Annotated in this window: 12 protein-coding genes and 1 pseudogene; 5 read left to right on the forward strand and 8 right to left on the reverse strand. The window is 43.9% G+C overall.

The window, feature by feature from the left end; all coding sequences use genetic code 11:
• Window positions 1-131: 131 nt before the first annotated feature.
• The 4 genes from acnB to DP116_RS03015 all read left to right on the forward strand — a co-directional run bounded on the left by acnB (window position 132) and on the right by DP116_RS03015 (window position 8,152).
• Window positions 132-2,798 carry a bifunctional aconitate hydratase 2/2-methylisocitrate dehydratase gene (acnB, locus tag DP116_RS03000; protein ID WP_169153757.1) on the forward strand — a complete coding sequence of 889 codons (2,667 nt, stop codon included), beginning with the start codon at window positions 132-134 and terminating at the stop codon, window positions 2,796-2,798.
• A gap of 1,131 nt (window positions 2,799-3,929) precedes the next feature.
• Window positions 3,930-4,151 (forward strand): hypothetical protein, encoded by a 222-nt coding sequence (locus DP116_RS03005; RefSeq protein ID WP_169153758.1) that lies wholly within the window; start codon window positions 3,930-3,932, stop codon window positions 4,149-4,151.
• A complete protein-coding gene (locus DP116_RS03010; protein WP_169153759.1) occupies window positions 4,135-4,362 on the forward strand; it encodes a hypothetical protein in 228 nt (75 codons plus the stop codon). The genes DP116_RS03005 and DP116_RS03010 overlap by 17 nt, the downstream gene beginning before the upstream one ends.
• 448 nt (window positions 4,363-4,810) lie before the next feature.
• Entirely contained in the window at window positions 4,811-8,152 is a 3,342-nt protein-coding gene (locus DP116_RS03015; protein ID WP_169153760.1) for a WD40 domain-containing protein, read from the forward strand.
• On the opposite strand, the gene DP116_RS03020 is transcribed toward DP116_RS03015, so the two are convergent.
• On the reverse strand, window positions 8,083-8,421 hold the full coding sequence (locus DP116_RS03020) for a hypothetical protein (RefSeq protein WP_169153761.1): 339 nt from the start codon (window positions 8,419-8,421) through the stop codon (window positions 8,083-8,085). The two genes, DP116_RS03015 and DP116_RS03020, sit on opposite strands and share 70 nt — an antisense overlap.
• A gap of 754 nt (window positions 8,422-9,175) precedes the next feature.
• Between DP116_RS03020 and ispD the strand changes: the two genes are divergently transcribed.
• The gene (gene ispD, locus DP116_RS03025; RefSeq protein ID WP_169153762.1) at window positions 9,176-9,922 is read left to right on the forward strand and encodes a 2-C-methyl-D-erythritol 4-phosphate cytidylyltransferase; all 747 of its coding nucleotides are present in this window, start codon (window positions 9,176-9,178) and stop codon (window positions 9,920-9,922) included.
• Window positions 9,923-9,948: 26 nt separating this feature from the next.
• Here the strand turns inward: ispD and ispF are convergent, their stop codons facing one another.
• The 7 genes and pseudogenes from ispF to crtE form a co-directional block, all read right to left on the reverse strand.
• A complete protein-coding gene (gene ispF, locus DP116_RS03030) occupies window positions 9,949-10,437 on the reverse strand; it encodes a 2-C-methyl-D-erythritol 2,4-cyclodiphosphate synthase (protein ID WP_169153763.1) in 489 nt (162 codons plus the stop codon).
• Window positions 10,438-10,549: 112 nt separating this feature from the next.
• Window positions 10,550-11,737 (reverse strand): 1-deoxy-D-xylulose-5-phosphate reductoisomerase, encoded by a 1,188-nt coding sequence (locus DP116_RS03035; protein ID WP_169153764.1) that lies wholly within the window; start codon window positions 11,735-11,737, stop codon window positions 10,550-10,552.
• Window positions 11,738-11,896: 159 nt separating this feature from the next.
• Window positions 11,897-12,241, reverse strand: a pseudogene (locus DP116_RS03040) (4-(cytidine 5'-diphospho)-2-C-methyl-D-erythritol kinase); the annotation flags it as partial.
• 141 nt (window positions 12,242-12,382) lie between these two features.
• Window positions 12,383-13,603 carry a 4-hydroxy-3-methylbut-2-enyl diphosphate reductase gene (locus DP116_RS03045; protein ID WP_169153765.1) on the reverse strand — a complete coding sequence of 407 codons (1,221 nt, stop codon included), beginning with the start codon at window positions 13,601-13,603 and terminating at the stop codon, window positions 12,383-12,385.
• Window positions 13,604-13,727: 124 nt separating this feature from the next.
• Window positions 13,728-14,786 carry a Rieske 2Fe-2S domain-containing protein gene (locus DP116_RS03050; protein ID WP_169153766.1) on the reverse strand — a complete coding sequence of 353 codons (1,059 nt, stop codon included), beginning with the start codon at window positions 14,784-14,786 and terminating at the stop codon, window positions 13,728-13,730.
• Window positions 14,787-15,321: 535 nt separating this feature from the next.
• Entirely contained in the window at window positions 15,322-16,101 is a 780-nt protein-coding gene (locus DP116_RS03055; protein ID WP_211173044.1) for a GNAT family N-acetyltransferase, read from the reverse strand.
• 222 nt (window positions 16,102-16,323) lie between these two features.
• Complete coding sequence (crtE, locus tag DP116_RS03060; protein WP_169153767.1) at window positions 16,324-17,349, reverse strand: geranylgeranyl diphosphate synthase CrtE; 1,026 nt, start codon at window positions 17,347-17,349, stop codon at window positions 16,324-16,326.
• Between the last annotated feature and the right edge of the window lie 107 nt (window positions 17,350-17,456).

Here is a 17,456-nt window from a genome sequence, read left to right on the forward strand (position 1 = left end):
AACTTCACCTCGGGAAATTTCTCACCTGTTCATCTAGCTTGTTATTGACAATTAGCAAAAATCACCCATAACAAATGGGAAGTCACTGTAAACACTGAATCGAATTTTGGATCGAATATTTGGAGATCAGAATGCTGGAATCATACCGCAGACACGTTACCGAAAGAGCCGCACAAGGAATTCCCCCCCTACCTTTAGATGCAAATCAAACCTCCGAACTGTGCGAACTACTAAAAAATCCCCCTGCGGGTGAAGAAGAGACATTACTGCTGTTGTTGCGCGATTGCATTCCTCCTGGAGTCGATCCAGCCGCATATGTCAAAGCTGGTTTCCTCACCGCCATAGCCAAAGAAGAAATCACTAGCCCCCTCATTTCACCCATCGAAGCTGTACAATTACTAGGGACGATGATAGGTGGCTACAATGTCCAATCATTAATCGAACTTTTACAAACTCCTAGCGTATCCTTATCATCATCTTCTGAAACTCCTTTGGTGATGGGTGGGCAAGGAAAAGAACCGATAGCAGCATACGCCGCCACCGCCTTAAGCAAAACCCTGTTGGTGTATGATGCCTTTCACGATATTTTGGAATTATCCAAAACCAATCCTTTCGCTAAACGAGTGATAGACTCTTGGGCCCAAACCGAGTGGTTTACCGTTCGTCCAGTTATCCCAGAATTCATCAACGTCATCGTTTTCAAAGTTCCGGGTGAGACAAACACCGACGACTTATCCCCTGCGCCCCAAGCTATGACTCGCCCAGATATTCCTTTACACGCATTATCAATGCTGGAAAGTAGAATGCCTGGGGCGTTGCAAACTATTGCCCAGTTAAAGACAAAAGGGTACCCTGTCGCCTACGTGGGAGATGTCGTTGGTACAGGTTCCTCCCGCAAGTCAGCAATCAACTCTGTATTATGGCACATTGGGGATGATATTCCTTTTGTACCGAATAAACGAGCAGGTGGATATATTTTAGGCGGAAGTATAGCCCCCATCTTTTTCAACACTGCTGAAGATGCTGGTGCTTTCCCCATCCAGTGCGATGTTTCCAAGATGGAAACCGGGATGGTGATAACTATATATCCCTATAAAGGAAGTATCACCAATGAAGCAGGCGAAGTGATTTCTACCTTCACCCTCAAACCTGACACTATTCTTGATGAAGTTCGCGCAGGTGGACGTATTCCCTTACTGATTGGACGTACTCTCACCGACAAAACAAGACTTGCACTTGGTTTAGAACCCAGCACAGTATTTACCCGTCCCCAGCAACCTGCTGACACAGGTAAAGGCTACAGCTTAGCACAGAAAATGGTGGGCAAAGCTTGCGGCTTATCAGGTGTTCGTCCCGGTACCTACTGTGAACCGATGATGACGACTGTTGGTTCCCAGGATACCACAGGACCAATGACCCGCGATGAGTTAAAAGAACTCGCTTGTCTGGGTTTCTCTGCTGAGTTGGTGATGCAAAGTTTTTGCCATACAGCAGCATATCCCAAACCTGTTGATATTAAAACTCATCAAGAACTACCTGAGTTTTTCTTTTCTCGTGGCGGTGTCGCATTGCGCCCCGGTGATGGAATCATCCACTCCTGGTTAAACCGGATGCTACTTCCCGACACTGTGGGAACTGGTGGCGACTCCCACACCCGTTTTCCCTTGGGTATTTCTTTTCCCGCCGGTTCTGGGTTAGTGGCGTTTGCTGGGGCGTTGGGTGTGATGCCCTTGGATATGCCAGAATCTGTTTTAGTACGTTTCAAAGGTGAGTTGCAACCTGGCGTCACTTTGCGGGATGTTGTGAATGCTATTCCCTATGTAGCAATTCAAAAAGGTTTACTGACAGTAGAGAAGAAGAACAAGAAAAATGTCTTTGCTGGGCGGATTTTGGAAATAGAAGGCTTACCAGATTTGAAAGTTGAGCAAGCTTTTGAACTCACCGACGCTAGCGCCGAACGTTCTTGTGCAGGTTGTACTATCAAGCTCAGTACTGAGACAGTTTCTGAATATTTGCGTTCCAACATAACGCTGTTGAAGAACATGGTAGCACGGGGCTATCACGATGAGCGTACTATTATGCGTCGCGTTGCCAAGATGGAAGAATGGTTAGCAAATCCAGTGCTTTTGGAAGCGGATGCAGACGCAGAATACGCGGAAGTTCTTGAAATTGATTTAAACGAAATTCAAGAACCTATTGTCGCTGCTCCCAATGACCCCGATAATGTCAAATTATTATCGGAAGTTGCCAATGATCCAGTGCAAGAAGTTTTTGTTGGTTCTTGCATGACAAATATCGGTCATTATCGCGCAACTGGTAAAGTCTTAGAAGGTGCAGGTTCTGTGAAGACTCGGTTATGGATTTGTCCGCCGACTCGCATGGATGAACACCAACTTAAAGAAGAAGGTGTGTATGACATTTTCAATGCTGCGGGTGCGCGGACAGAAATGCCAGGATGTAGCTTGTGTATGGGTAATCAGGCGCGGGTTGCTGATGGTGTGACGGTGTTTTCTACTTCCACCCGCAACTTCAATAACCGCATGGGGCAAGATGCGCGAGTTTATCTCGGTTCAGCGGAATTAGCAGCTGTTTGTGCACTGTTAGGAAGAATTCCCACGGTGCAAGAATATCTTGAGATTGTGGCGAATAAGATTCATCCTTTTGCTGATAATTTGTATCGGTATTTGAACTTTGATCAAATTGCTGGTTTTGAGGATGAAGGTAGAGTGATTCCGTTGGAAAAAATGCCCAAGATTGAAGATATTTTGGGTATGCCGACAGGGGCGGGTAGCAAGTAGAAAAATGTCCATATATGCCCATAAGCTCAAGCTTGGGGCAACATGAACAAAGCCCGCGTAGACGGGCTTTGTTTATGTAGGGTGGGCTTTGCTTAAACTGTCAGGTGGGCTTCGGAAGACAAGCGATTAAGCTGTTGTGTATTCAAAATGCACAACAGCAAGGCAGATGACAGATGGCAGATGGCAAGAGGGTTTCAATGATTGACTAGCGGGACTTAAACATTTTTTAGGTCAGAAACAAGCCTCAAACCTTTGTAGGGCAATGAAAATACACCAAATGTAAAAGTGGCTAAAATCCAGATCTATTAACAAACCAAGCAAAACGATGTCAAAGTCTTTTAGGATATACGTTTGAGGCTATTTTATCTGTGTTTTTTGTCGTCTAAGTCCCAGTATGAGCGCTTGCTCAACCTCAAACGGAGATACAATCCAGATGATGTCTTTTGTTCGACGATTGGACATCTTGCATTATAGCACAACAATTAATCAATCTGAAGATGGAACAGTTCAAGCGATTCACCGGAATGACCCCAAAGCAAGTTAGCTAACACTGTAAGAATCTGACAAATCGTTATAAGAATCTGAAAGCAGTCAAGCGTTGGTACTAACTACACTTAGAACAACGTGAATGTGATCGGGCTGCTTTAATCGAATTTCGCTATCTCAGATATTGCACCCGTCTCAATTACGGAATTAGCAAAGAAACGGTTCATGACACAACATAATTCGCTCTTGGAGTTTAGTGACACAAAAGAATAAAATTCAGACTTGGGTAGCCGCCGCGCGATCCATCGTACAGTGCTGGATGTGTTGCAGGAAGTACTCTTTGAATTACTGCACGATAGCTACATGCATTACTCAAATGGCTTGTATCTATAAATGTTTCTTAGAGAATTGGTATGACAATGTTAATTTATTCACTTTACATTTCTTGAGAAACAGGCTCTAGGTGCATAAGTTAATTTCACTAACCCCTAGTAAGGATGAGGAGACACATGAAGGATTTTGGTTTTAGCCTTGGCGTGAGCGAAGCCTGCTGTAATCTTCTAACTTCATCGTGTATCACGTGGCTTGAGTCTAAACTTCAGTTTCTAAAGTGCCATTACCATTAAAAAACGGAGTTAGTATCACATGAATCATACTGATTTACAATCACAACTGTTAGACCAATTGCCTTCTGGGCAAACTGTAAACTTTGAATATGGTATTTTAGAAGCCCAAACGCGACTAGTTGTTCAACAGTGCACCAACGAAATTAAGACGCTAATGCGCCGTAATTCTCAAGATATTATCGATATTGGACAGAAGCTAATTGAGGTAAAGCAGCATCTGGGACATGGAAGCTTCAGATAGTATAGAAAATCAAGTTGCTATTTCCCACGAGACATCGGATGCAGCGATCGCTTCCATGGCAATTAGTATCAAAAACTTAACACCAAAGCAACTAGCTAGGATGATTATAGAGGCTGCCAATAACGGATTGAGCGAGTCTGAGCTGTCAGCCATAGTCATGGCATCTCAACAGGTACTCAACACTCAGCAACAAGACGAATACTCAGACTGATGGGTATTGTGCCGCACTTTGACTACTTAACGTTGTCAAGCTGGGTACAAAACATATAACCAAGAATTTTTGGCGAGTGGAAATGTTTGTATTGGGCAGTAGATTCCAAAGTGCAAATTAAAAGCGCAACAGCTTAGTACTCATGAGTCTAAAATCCAACAGTCACAATCAATTTTGATTATCAAATCCAGACAAATATTACTTGCTTCTTTATTATTTTTCGTTGGTGCTTATTGAGAAACGAATCAGCTTGTTTGAAAACCTGCATGAATAGCAATGTAATCTTTGTTTCACTGTAATTAGTATTATTTGAATCACTGTAAAAAATAATTTCAGTAATAACGCTAGGTGACATTTTCGGGTGTCGAATCTAAGTTAAATAATTCTGTAATTTCTAACCCGCAACTTGGGTTATTCTAAAAAAGAAGTTCTTTATAATACTTCATATATGAATTCCCAGAATTGGAGACGTAAGCGTGGCGTTGTACTAACTCCTAAGGGTTTAGAAAAATTTCAGGAGACAAAACGCAAGTCGGAAACAGAGGAAAATTTTGGCAACAGGTATACCTTTGAAGAAATAAGCGCCCGGTGTGGGTTGTATACCGGTACAATCTCCAAGGTACTAAATCGCGAAGGAGGAGTTGATAAAAGAAGTATTGAGGAGCTTTTTAAAGCTTTTCAGATAAAACTAGATAAGAGTGACTATTTAAGCTCTAATACGCGCATAGATTGGGGGGAAGCTATTTCTACATCGGTTTTTTATGGACGAGCAGAAGAACTTGCCCTGTTAGAGCAATGGATTCTCAATGAGCGCTGCCGATTGGTGACATTATTGGGAATGGGAGGCATTGGTAAGACGGCTCTGTCTGTAAAGCTTGCTCAACAGATTCAGGAGAACTTTGAGTACGTTATCTGGCGTTCACTACGGGAAGCCCCGTCGATAAAAGCTATCCTGGCTAATCTAATCCAGTTTTTATCCGAGCAGCAGGAAACACCAGTTAATTTACCAGAAAGCTTAAGCGAGAGGGTATCCCGGCTACTTGATTATCTACGAAGTCATCGGTGTCTGCTGATACTCGATAATCTGGAGTCGATTTTACGCAGTGGTATCCGAGTGGGACAATACCTAGAGGGATATGAGGAGTATGGTGAGTTCATAAGACTCGTAGGAGAAGCAACTCACCAAAGTTGCTTAGTGCTAACTAGTCGGGAAAAACCTAAAGAAGTGGCATCAATGGAAGGACAAGCATTACCTGTTCGCTCATTACAACTGAGTGGTTTGCAGGTAGTGGACGGGTGGGAAATCGTTAAAATCAAGGGGCTATCTGCAGCACAAGATGAATGGGCACCAATGATACAGCGCTATGCAGGCAATCCATTAGCCTTGAAGATAGTTGCTACCACAATTCAAGATGTCTTTGGTGGTAATATTACTGAATTTTTGCAACAAGAAACAACTGTTTTTGGAGAGATCCGTGATATTTTAGACCAGCAATTTGAGCGCTTGTCTAATTTAGAAAAAAACATAATGTACTGGCTAGCTATTAACCGTGAGCCGATTGCGCTTTCACAATTGCAAGAAGACATGGTCTCATCAGTACCACAGGTAAGGTTACTGGAAAGTTTGGAATCTCTGATACGGCGAACGCTAGTTGAGAAAAGTGCAACACTCGTCACTCTACAACCTGTAGTCATGGAGTATGTCACTCAGCGATTGATAGAGCACGTTTGTGAGGAGATTGTCACTCAAAATCTTGATTTTTTTAGGAGTCATGCCTTAATGAAGGCAACGGCGAAAGATTACATTAGAGAAGTTCAAATTCGCCTCATCCTCCAACCTGTTACACATGAGTTGCTGATGATTTTTAGAAGTAAAAAAAGCTTGGAAAATCAGTTGCAGAAAATTTTAGCAATGCTGCGAGAAAAATATCTGCTAGAACAAAGTTACACCGCTGGAAATATTCTTAATCTACTTTGTCATCTACAGATTGATCTGAGCAACTATGATTTTTCTGATCTGACTGTTTGGCAAACAGACTTGCGAAATGTGAAATTACATGATGTCAATTTTCAAAATGCAAATTTAGCTAAGTCTTTGTTTGCTGAAACCTTTGGTGGTATTTTGTCGGTAGCCTTTAGCCCTGAAGGCAAAGTTTTGGCTATGGGTGATACTAATGGTGATATTCGCTTGTACCAAGTTGCGGATGGTCTACCACTCCTCACCTGTAAGGGACATGCTAACTGGGTTTTATCACTTGCCTTTAGTCCTGATGGGACAATTCTTGCCAGCGGAAGTAGTGACAATACTGTCAAGCTATGGAGTGTTGGTACAGGTCAATGTCTTCAAACTTTGCAGGGACACAATCATGAGGTTTGGTCAGTTGCTTTTAGTCCGGATGGTGAGGTATTCGCCAGTGGTAGTGATGACCAAACGATAAAGCTATGGAGTGTTCGCACTGGTGAATGCCTCAAAACGTTTCAAGGACATGCCAATTGGGTACTCTCTATTGCCTTTAGTCCGGATGGTCAGACACTGCTGAGTGGTAGTGAAGACCAAACAGTCAAATTGTGGGATATAAATACTGAGGAATGCCTCAAAACGTTCCAGGGACATCATGATGGAGTACGGTCAATAGCTGTCAGTCCTGACGGTCAGATGTTGGTCAGTGGCAGTGATGACCAGACGATAAAGCTATGGAGTATCCGCACCGGTAAATGTCTCAGAACATTCCAAGGACATACCAATCCTGTATATGCAGTCGCCTTTAGCCCACAAGGTGATACCTTAGCTAGTGGCAGTCACGACCAGACGGTGAGGCTATGGGATGTCACCACTGGTGAATGTCTGAGAGTTTTTCAGGGACATTCTAACTGGGTATTTTCAGTCACCTTCGACACTGAAGGTGAGATGTTGGCTAGTGGCAGCTGGGATCAGACGGTGAGGTTATGGAACGTTAGTAACGGTGAATGCCTCAGAACTTTCCAAGGGCATGCCAATCAGGTACTCTCAGTCTCCTTTGATTCGGACGGTCAGAGGCTGGTGAGTGGCAGTAACGACCAGACGGTAAGGTTGTGGGATGTCACCACTGGTGATATTTTGAAGACTCTCTACGGACACACCAATTGGGTATACTCAGTCGCTTTTAGTCCACAAGGCAATACCCTGGTTAGTGGTAGTGCAGACAAAACGGTGAAGCTGTGGAATGTTAGCACAGGTCAAGTCATGAAAACTCTCCAGGGACATGGTGCTGCAGTTCGGTCAGTTGCCTTCAGTCCTGGTGGTCAGATGGTGGTCAGTGGTAGTGAGGACTACACAATGAAGTTGTGGGAACTCAGTACAGGTCAAGCCATGAGAACTTGCTTGGGACATGAAGCTGCGATCTGGTCAGTTGCCTTCAGTCCTCGAGGGACAATGATCGCAACTGCCTCTTGGGATCACACAATCAAGTTGTGGGATCCCAACACAGGTGAGTGCCTCAGGACTTTGGTCGGGCATAAGAGTTGGGTTTGGTCAGTTGCCTTTAGTTCGGATGGTCAGATACTAGCGAGTGTTAGTCCGGATCAAACGTTAAGGTTATGGAGTGTCAGCACCGGTGAATGCCTGAGAATTTTGCAATTACATTCGAGTTGGCTACAATCTATTGCCTTTAGTCCGGATAACCGGACGATCGCTACTAGCACTCATGAACACACGGTCAAATTGTGGGATATCGACACTAATCAAGCTTTGAGAAGTTTGCAAGGACATACAGCTTCTAGCAGTTGTGGAGTGCAGCGGTTAAGATGGTAAGAACCAGCAAGTCGCCATACCCAACGCCTCGGGCTTAATGTAGGTGGTTCGTTACTTGGCGAAACAGCGCGATGAGCAGATGCGACAGCCCCCTCTAAGAGCCTGCGGGTTGTCTCTACACTACCTGCGCTGACCATCTGTTGGGCAAAAGGATCGTCGCTCCTTGCTGGATCAAGTTGATGTAACCAAGTGCGATTGGCAGTCGCCACTACTACCTTGTCAGGTGTAATACGCGCCCATTGAATGTCAGTTAAAGAGTTATGACTCATAGCTACTTGGGGTTGCTATAGAATTTTAGAGAGTTACGCGCTTTGCAACTATGTCTCGACTCAACTTATTTGGATTGGATGGTCATTAGGGATACAAAGATAGGCTGTAAAGCCATTCGCTCATACTATGCCAACGGCGAGCCTTGTAGAAGCCGTTGGGATCTGATCATTGCACTCTAGGGTAGTAGAATAGAAGAACAGTAAGCGTCAGGTAAAAACGCTCCTTCTGGTCATCTTGTATGAACTAGTTTCCTGAGTAGGCAATTGTGTGCGATGTGATACCAAAAACGAAGGCGACAATTACCTTGCTTGACGCAGGCAAAAGCTGCTTTTCGCTTAGCGAAAAAATCTAGAAACTTGATAGTGACTTGAAAAACCGTGAGAAGCTTCTTCCTAGAAAATTGGAAGTAGCTTATGTTGTCATGGAAAATTTTGTTTTTTCACAACCGTCACTTCAATTGTATCACACTCTAAATTTTTATCAAGGTCATCTCGATAAAAAATATCAATTCCAAACAAAACTTATATTTTGTTTTCAAATCTAACTACAAAGTAACAAAACATCAAACTTGAGACAAGCAAAGATCCGGGAGTTAACCAGGAAGTTAAGGGAACAGAGTCAATACCGTTCGGTTAAGACATCTCTCCGTTTCGGCAGCAAGCGTAGAAAAAAGTGCTCACGCCCTGGAAGCGTTAATTTTGCTGCCTTTTTAATGGTAGTGTTTTATTGAATTTGCATATATTTTAAATAGTTGTGTACTTACTAATTCCAGCCGCAGGAAGCGGTCGCCGAATGGGGAGTAGTAGAAATAAACTACTGCTAACCTTGTTAGACCAACCTTTAATTGCTTGGACACTTTTGGCCGCTGATGCTTCTGAGTCCATTGATTGGATAGGCATAATTCTTCAGCCACAAGACCGGGCTGATTTACAAACAATCGTGTCGAACCTATCCCTGAGTAAGCCAGTGCATTTCATTCAAGGAGGAGCAACCCGTCAAGATTCGGTATACAACGGGTTGCAGTCTCTACCCCCCATGGCAAAACACGTGTTGATTCATGATGGAGCGAGATGTTTGGCAACACCAAATTTGTTTGACCGATGTGCTGAGGCAATTCTCCATTGTCAAGGTCTGATTGCCGCTGTTCCTGTCAAAGACACCATAAAAGTTGTAGATCAAAAGACACATCTGATTACCAGTACGCCAGATCGAAGTCAACTCTGGGCGGCTCAAACCCCTCAAGGATTTGAAGTAGAGCGACTACAGCAGTGTCATGCTGAAGGTCGTCGCCAAGGTTGGGAAGTCACAGATGATGCTGCCTTGTTTGAACAATGCCAGCTGCCTGTGCAGATTGTGGAAGGGGAGGAGACAAATTTGAAAGTGACGACGCCTGTGGATTTAGCGATCGCTGAATTCATCCTCCGGCAACGATTGGCAGAACAGTCAAGGCAACCTCTTGACAAAAAGTTCTACGAGAGGTTACCTCTAGCCGATAGCTAAAGTTACGGTGCCCAAATCCCCAACTTTTAGTTGGGGGTATGGCTCAATAGCAAGACTGTTGCATAGGCAGCAATTCCCTCTTCCCGTCCGACAGGACCGAGTTTTTCATTTGTGGTCGCCTTAATGCTGACTTGATCCGGTTCCAATTCTAGAACACTTGAGAGTTTGGCACGCATTGTCTGAATATGGGGCTTGACTTTAGGTCGCTCTGCCACCACAACAGAGTCAATATTACTAATTTGCCACCCTCGATCCTGTACTAGTTGATGCACATTAGTCAGCAAAACTACACTATCAGCACCTGCCCACTGAGAGTCCGTGGGTGGAAAGTAATGACCAATATCTCCCAAACTTAAAGCTCCCAACATCGCATCCATAATCGCGTGAGTCAGCACATCAGCATCACTGTGACCGAGCAACCCCAATTCATGGTGAATCTCCACCCCTCCTAAAATCAAGGGGCGATTTACAACTAAACGGTGGATATCGTAACCATTGCCGATCCTAATGTTCATGGGTAGCGACCTTTTTTATTGATTCGGGTTTACCTCCTAATTGTCCGGCTTATATCCCACACCTAAACGCTTCGCGTTATAAGTGGGGACTTAGCCGACTGAGTTAAAAATTTCACACTGTGATCGTGTAACGCCCCAAGGTTTTACTCACGGCTACAACTTCCTGTCTTGCCCATTGGTCTGCTGCAATGATATCATCAAGAGTTGGCGAGGAGTAGTTGTGGACTTGATAGCGATCGCACGCCCGTTCAATCAAACGTGGAATGTCCAGAAACTGAATTTCTTCTGATAAAAACAAAGCTACAGCTTGCTCATTCGCAGCGTTCAGTACTGCTGGCATGCAACCCCCAGTTCGACCCGCAGCATAAGCTAGTTGCATACACGGGTACTTTTGGTGGTTTGGGGCACGAAAAGTCAGCTCCCCTACCGTGACCAAATCTAACTGCCGCCAAGCAGTGTAAATTCGCTCTGGCCAAGACAAAGCATACAGCAGGGGCAAACGCATATCGGGCCACCCCAGTTGCGCTAGCATTGAAGTGTCTTGCAGTTCAATCAAAGAATGGATAATGCTTTGGGGATGTATGACAATATCAATATGGTTGTAATCCAAACCAAAAAGCCAGTGAGCCTCAATGACCTCCAATCCTTTATTCATCAGAGTGGCGGAATCAATTGTAATTTTGCGACCCATTGACCAGTTGGGATGCTTCAAGGCATCAGCAACAGTCACTGTTGATAACTTATCAACAGACCAATCCCGGAACGCTCCCCCAGAAGCAGTCAGCATTAGACGCCGCAGTCCCCCGTTTGGCACTCCCTGCAAACACTGAAAAATCGCTGAATGCTCTGAATCTGCAGGCAAAAGCTTCACACCATGCTGCTGCACCAAAGGCAAAACCACTGGTCCTCCTGCAATCAGAGTTTCCTTGTTTGCCAAAGCTATGTCTTTGCCTGCCTTAATTGCTGCAATTGTAGGTAGTAGACCTGCACAACCAACAATACCAGTCACCACAACTTCAGCTTCGCAGTAACGAGCCACTTCAATGACTCCGGCTTCTCCTGCTAAAAGAATTGGTTGCGGATCTAAGTCGGCGATCGCCTCTTTTAACTCCGGCAACTTTTGTGCGTCACAGATAGCCACAATTGCAGGTTGGAACTCACGAATCTGTTGAGCCAGCAACTCTACATTCCGTAGAGCTGCCAACCCCACAATCCGAAACTCGTTGGGGTACTGGCTAACAATATCGAGAGTTTGGGTACCAATAGAACCTGTTGAGCCAAGGAGAGATATTGTTTTCATGATAGTAAAATTCCAATTTTTGAATTTTGTGTCTCCTGCACAGGAGCTTTTGAATTGCGTGTAGTGTGCCCGTAGGGCATATTTTTAATTTTGTAATGTGCCTGCCCTAAGGGCATATGTTTGAGCCGCGACGGTCAGGTCAATGTTTTTTTGCGGTTGCAGTTCAATAGCAGCATTGGTTGAACCACCAGCCAGTCCTGCTCCAACGGGAATCCGCTTGTGAATTGTAATATCGACACCTCCATACTTGGCAAAGGCGTCAGGGAATTTCTCTGCCATGATTGCCACCGCTTTATAAGCAAGGTTACGATGGTCTTGTGGTACTTCTGGATGGTCGCAATACAGGCGGATGGCATCGGTTCCGAGTGGGCGCAAATCAATTTGATCTGCTAGGTCGATGCTTTGGAGTACCATTAACAAATCATGGTAGCCATCTGGGCGATCGCGAATAATCTCCAAATACAAATTAATTTTTGCTGAAGCAATCAAGGAGTAAGAGCGCATATGTTCGCCTCAAAGGTTGTAGTTGTTGTTGTGTTATGAGTGAGTGGAGAGGTTGTGCCGCCCATAGGTAGCCCATAGACCGCACAAACCTTTTTGGAAAATGGGATTATGTGATGCTTTCTTCCAGTTAGGGACGTTCGACTAGTTTAAAACACAGTTCATAGCCGCTTTGATGGCAAAAATCTTCTCAATGACATCAGAAACCACTTTATCTGGTGTCGAAGCTCCAGAAGTAATTCCTACGACAATTGGACCATTAGGTAACCAATCTTCAAGCACTTCTATGTCGTCTCGATGTAATTTTTTGTGTTGGATGCGGTTACCAGGTCCCAAGCGCTCTGCACTGTCAATATGGTAAGAGGGAATCCCGCGATCGCTTGAGATTTCATACAAGTGAGTTGTGTTAGAAGAGTTAAAACCGCCAACGACTACCATCAAATCCAGCTTGTCTTCTACAACCTTAAACATTGCATCTTGACGTTCTTGGGTAGCATCACAGATTGTGTTGAAGCTCAAGAAATGGTCATTGATTTGGGCAGGACCGTACTTACGCATGAGCGTACGCTCAAATAACTTACCAATCTGCTCGGTTTCTCCCTTGAGCATAGTGGTTTGGTTGGCAATACCCACCCATTCTAAATCGATGTCTGGATCGAATCCAGGAGAATAAGCTTTGGCAAATAACCTCAAGAATTCTTCACGGTCTCCACCATGAAGGATATAGTTGCAGACATACTCTGCTTGTTGCAGGTTTAGGACAACGAGATATTTATCTGCGTAGGAACTGGTTGCAATTGTTTCTTCGTGGTTGTACTTGCCATGAATAATTGAAGTGTAGTTACGTTTTTTATGCTTCTCAACGCTATTCCACACTTTGGATACCCAAGGGCAAGTCGTATCCATAATTTTGCAGCCTTTTTGGTTTAACAGCTGCATTTCCTGAATACTAGCACCAAAAGCAGGTAAAATCACAACATCTTCCGTAGCAACAACAGAAAAATCCTTCTTTCCCTGTTCGTTGACTGGAATAAATTCAATCTGCATTTCCCTCAAGTTTTGATTGACCGAGGGGTTGTGAATGATTTCGTTGGTGATCCAAATACGTTCGGTGGGAAATTGCTGGCGTGTCTCGTAAGCCAGAGCAATCGCTCGTTCTACTCCCCAGCAAAATCCAAACGCCTCTGCCAGCTTAATTGTGACATCACCCTTTTGCAATGTGTAGTTGTTCTCCCGTATCTGCTGAATTAAGCTGCTTTGATACTCGGAGTACAGCATCTTGGTGACTTCTGCTTCATGCCCAAATCCCTTGCGATAGTAACGTTCGGAACTATGGAGCGATCGCTTAAATGCTTTTATGTTCATTTGCCGTTCTTCATTTCACAACTACAATAGCCAAGGCTATTTCACTTTGACTCCAGCTACAGGAATTAAAATTTCGTGGGCTAGCTGGATAATTCATAGTGCCAGCCCTGGTTTTTCTGTCACATTACTCGACTTTATCAATCCATCTTTGGTAGAATTCTCTGAACTTCAAGACTCCCAGGTCGTGCTTGACGTCAGCCACTCCAAAGTTTTGATTTGTGTTGTCATAGATTGGCATATCTTCCTTCACACCAAGTTTGTTTTGCAAACTAAAAACCACGTAATGAAATATGTCCAGCCAGAATTTGCCAGTTTTCTTTACCATTACCAATATGTGCTGGATTGATTTTTTTTCAGCAATCGGAGTCATTCCTACTACCAACTTATACACCTCCTTACCGTCTACAAATGCCGTAACCCTCTGTCCTGCAGGCCAACTATCTAGCAGTACCGTAAAGTTTTCAGCATTAAACCCAAGTGTCCGGGCTACTGGATCTAAATCATGGATTGGGAATTCAACTTTTGCTGCAAACCTGGCTTCTTTTGGAATCGGTGGTTCGCTCACTTCTGCTGTGTACTGGTCAGTAAGCAGAGTAAATTTTATAGGTTCAGAAATCTTCAGATCGTGTACTGTAATAATATGATATTGGTCAAAACCGTTTTCAATCACATGTCGTACTGTTGTTTTGGTTAGGTCTGCAAAGCGGAAAGGCATATAGTTATGTCTGTCGTCTTCAGCAGCTGGAAACTCAGGCAAAGGGAACATAGGAGTCTCAGAGCCGTACCATACCCAAATGTAACCATATCTTTCGGCTGTGACATAGTTAGCCTGACGAGCCTTTGGGGGAATTTTGTCTACTTCAGGTATGAAAACACACTGCCCGGAGCTATCAAAGCGCCAGTGATGGAAAGGACATTGAATACAACCGTCTACTACCTTACCAATCGCCAGACTAGTGCCCTTGTGTGAACAGTAACGCTGCATGATTGCTGGGTGACCATTTTGATCCCGCCAAGCAACTAGTGGCTGACCAAACAACTCTATTTCTTTTGGCTTTTTACCCAAAGCTTTGGAGGGCATGGCAACGTACCAGCTTGCAGGAAGATTCATCGCCCTTTTATTAACTTCCCTTTCCGGTTGAGTTAAGGTCAAATTTTTGACTGTCTCAAGTTTGGTGCTCATTTATTCCTCCTTTGATATTTAATCTTATGCACAACTTTGTTGAAACTAATGAGTTTTAGCTGTGACGTAATCAGTGATCGCCATTTCTAGGGATAGCCTTCTCTCAAATCGCAATTTCTTCCAGGGTAGTCGTGTTAAAAGAGTTGAAGCCGCCAATCACAACTATCAAATCCAGCTTCAGTTCACATTCAACTTAGTTTCTTGAATTTACTGAGTGAGGCCAAGTATACTTTTGAAGTTGAGGAAGTCTTAATTCAGATTCATGAGGCTACACTTTCTCTTCTAACTACGACCCATAAGCAGGATAATGACACGCAGCCTTTCATCTCGACCCTTTGGATTCCAAAAAGGAGAGGAGGAGGGGGAGCAATGCTCTGCTTTGTCCTGCCTCTGCTACATTGATTATTATTATGATTGAGCTTGGAAAAAGAATTTGGTTTAGGGCTTCAAGCGAGCACTGCTGGTACAAAGAGCGATACGCGTAGCGTCAAGCCAGAGGCTTATCGCACCCACTAACTACTTTTGACCACACCCGTTAAGCAAGATTATAGTGCATCCACACATTAGGCTCTATGTAAGTTCCTTGATTGTTTGTAAAGTCAATTGTTAGAGGGGATAATGCTTCGGGAATAACATAGTCACCTGTTTCTGGAAAACGCATATTAACTCTGGCTTCCCAATTACTAATAGTATCGATAATGGTCGCGGATTTAGAGCAAATACCAACTAGATTAGCTCCATGCTTGACATGAGTACGTAACCAAGGATCGAAGGGAAGACCGTTTTCATTCTGCCAAGTGATGTAGCGCTCCATAGGCGTGAGAGGATAAAGATGTTTTAGGGTTGGACGCGCAGGAACAATAAGCGAACTAAGCTTATTAACCTGAGCGATTTTCTTCATCTGTTGGAGCATAAAACTGCTTATTTGCCTACCGCGATATTCGGGTAGAACGCCAATGTTTACAGCGCATAAAATATTAGGTTGATGACCTTGTGAGTGGTTGTCGGTAAGCATCTGAGTTGCCGCCCAAGTAGCACCTTCGTCGGGCAACTGTTCAAAGGTTCCTTTCCATGCTATGGGAATACAATTTCCAAGAGCGATCATCTGCTGCGTAGCTGATTCTACTAGCGCATACTGGTACTCTGGATAAACCTGATATAAAGCCTGATATAAAACAAGCCAATTTTCGTTGGTATCAATGTCATACGTGAATATTCGCTGCAATCCTTGTTTTAAAAAAGCTTTACTTGTTTCATAACAGTTCGGCATTTCTGCTGCAGTTACTATTTTGGTGGTCATTGATTCGGTGATCATTGATTCCTCCTTCGATACTAAATCCTAGACAAAACTTTTTTGAAACTAGTGGTTCGCCACATTAATTCTGATGGGTAAAACGATGTTCAGACTCATCTTCTTTTCCTCTTAATTTTGTGACGGACACTCTCCAAGGGCGGGAGGAACCTCCGAACGGAGGTGTCCTCCTCTTTGCGTTTTTGCGGTTTTTTAATCACCCCTCAAAATCAATGTGGTAGACCACTAGTGAGTTCGATCTGTAATGTAGTCAGCGATCGCCATCAGAGGGATAGCTTTCTCTCCAAAGGGAGCTAGTTCAGCCTTAGCTTCCTCAATTAATTTTTTCGCTTGGTTTTTAGATTCCTGAATGCCCAACAAACTGGGGTAAGTTGCTTTTTGCGCCTGTAAATCTTTGCCTGCGCTTTTACCTAGTTGCTCTGCAGTTGCGGTAATGTCAAGCACATCATCAATAATCTGAAAGGCAAGACCAATATTGCAAGCATAACGAGAAAGCCGTTGCAAAATCTCTTCATCAGCTCCCGTCAAAAGCCCTCCTGTGACAACAGAGGTTTCCAACAAAGCCCCGGTTTTGTGGGCATGAATAAAGTTGAGGGTTTCTAAACTAATATTTTTCAATCCTTCCGATTCGAGATCAACAACTTGACCACCTACTAAACCCGTTGCAGCAACCGCATGACTTAACTTAGCAACGACCTGCAACAAATGCTCTGCTGGAACTCCTTTTGTCTGCACCACAATAAACTCAAAGGCGTAGGCTAAAAGTCCATCACCAGCTAGAATGGCAATATCTTCACCATAAACCTTATGGTTTGTCAGTTTGCCTCGCCGATAGTCATCGTTATCCATAGCAGGTAAGTCATCATGGATCAGAGACATGGTGTGAACCATTTCCAGCGCACAAGCAGTAGGCATCGCCATATCAACTGTGCCTCCAGATAATTCACAGCTGGCAAGACACAGAATTGGGCGCAGGCGTTTTCCCCCAGCCAGCAGGGAATAGCGCATAGCCTCATAGATTTTTTCTGGATAGACCACAGTAATTGAGCGCTCAAGCGCCTCTTCAACTAAGCCTTGTCGTTGGGATAAATAGGTTGACAGGTTAAAAGTAGCTTCTTCTGGTGTTCTGCCAGCTTCAACCAGTTGTAATGATTTCTTTTTAGTATTAGCTACCTCGATTTCACGATGAAATACTTGGCTTTGGTTGTGTTTAGAATTCTGAAATGACCGTTCAAAAACTTTAGTATTCATTTGATCTCCGCAAGATTATGACACTACATCTCATTGAATTAGCCGTTTCGTTGGGAGCATCCCAATTTTGCAAGAAGACGAAATAAAGGAAAAATGATTCGCGAGTT

Origin of the sequence: Brasilonema bromeliae SPC951, from assembly GCF_012912135.1 — a bacterium.
In the GTDB taxonomy this organism is placed as follows: Bacteria; Cyanobacteriota; Cyanobacteriia; order Cyanobacteriales; family Nostocaceae; genus Brasilonema; species Brasilonema bromeliae.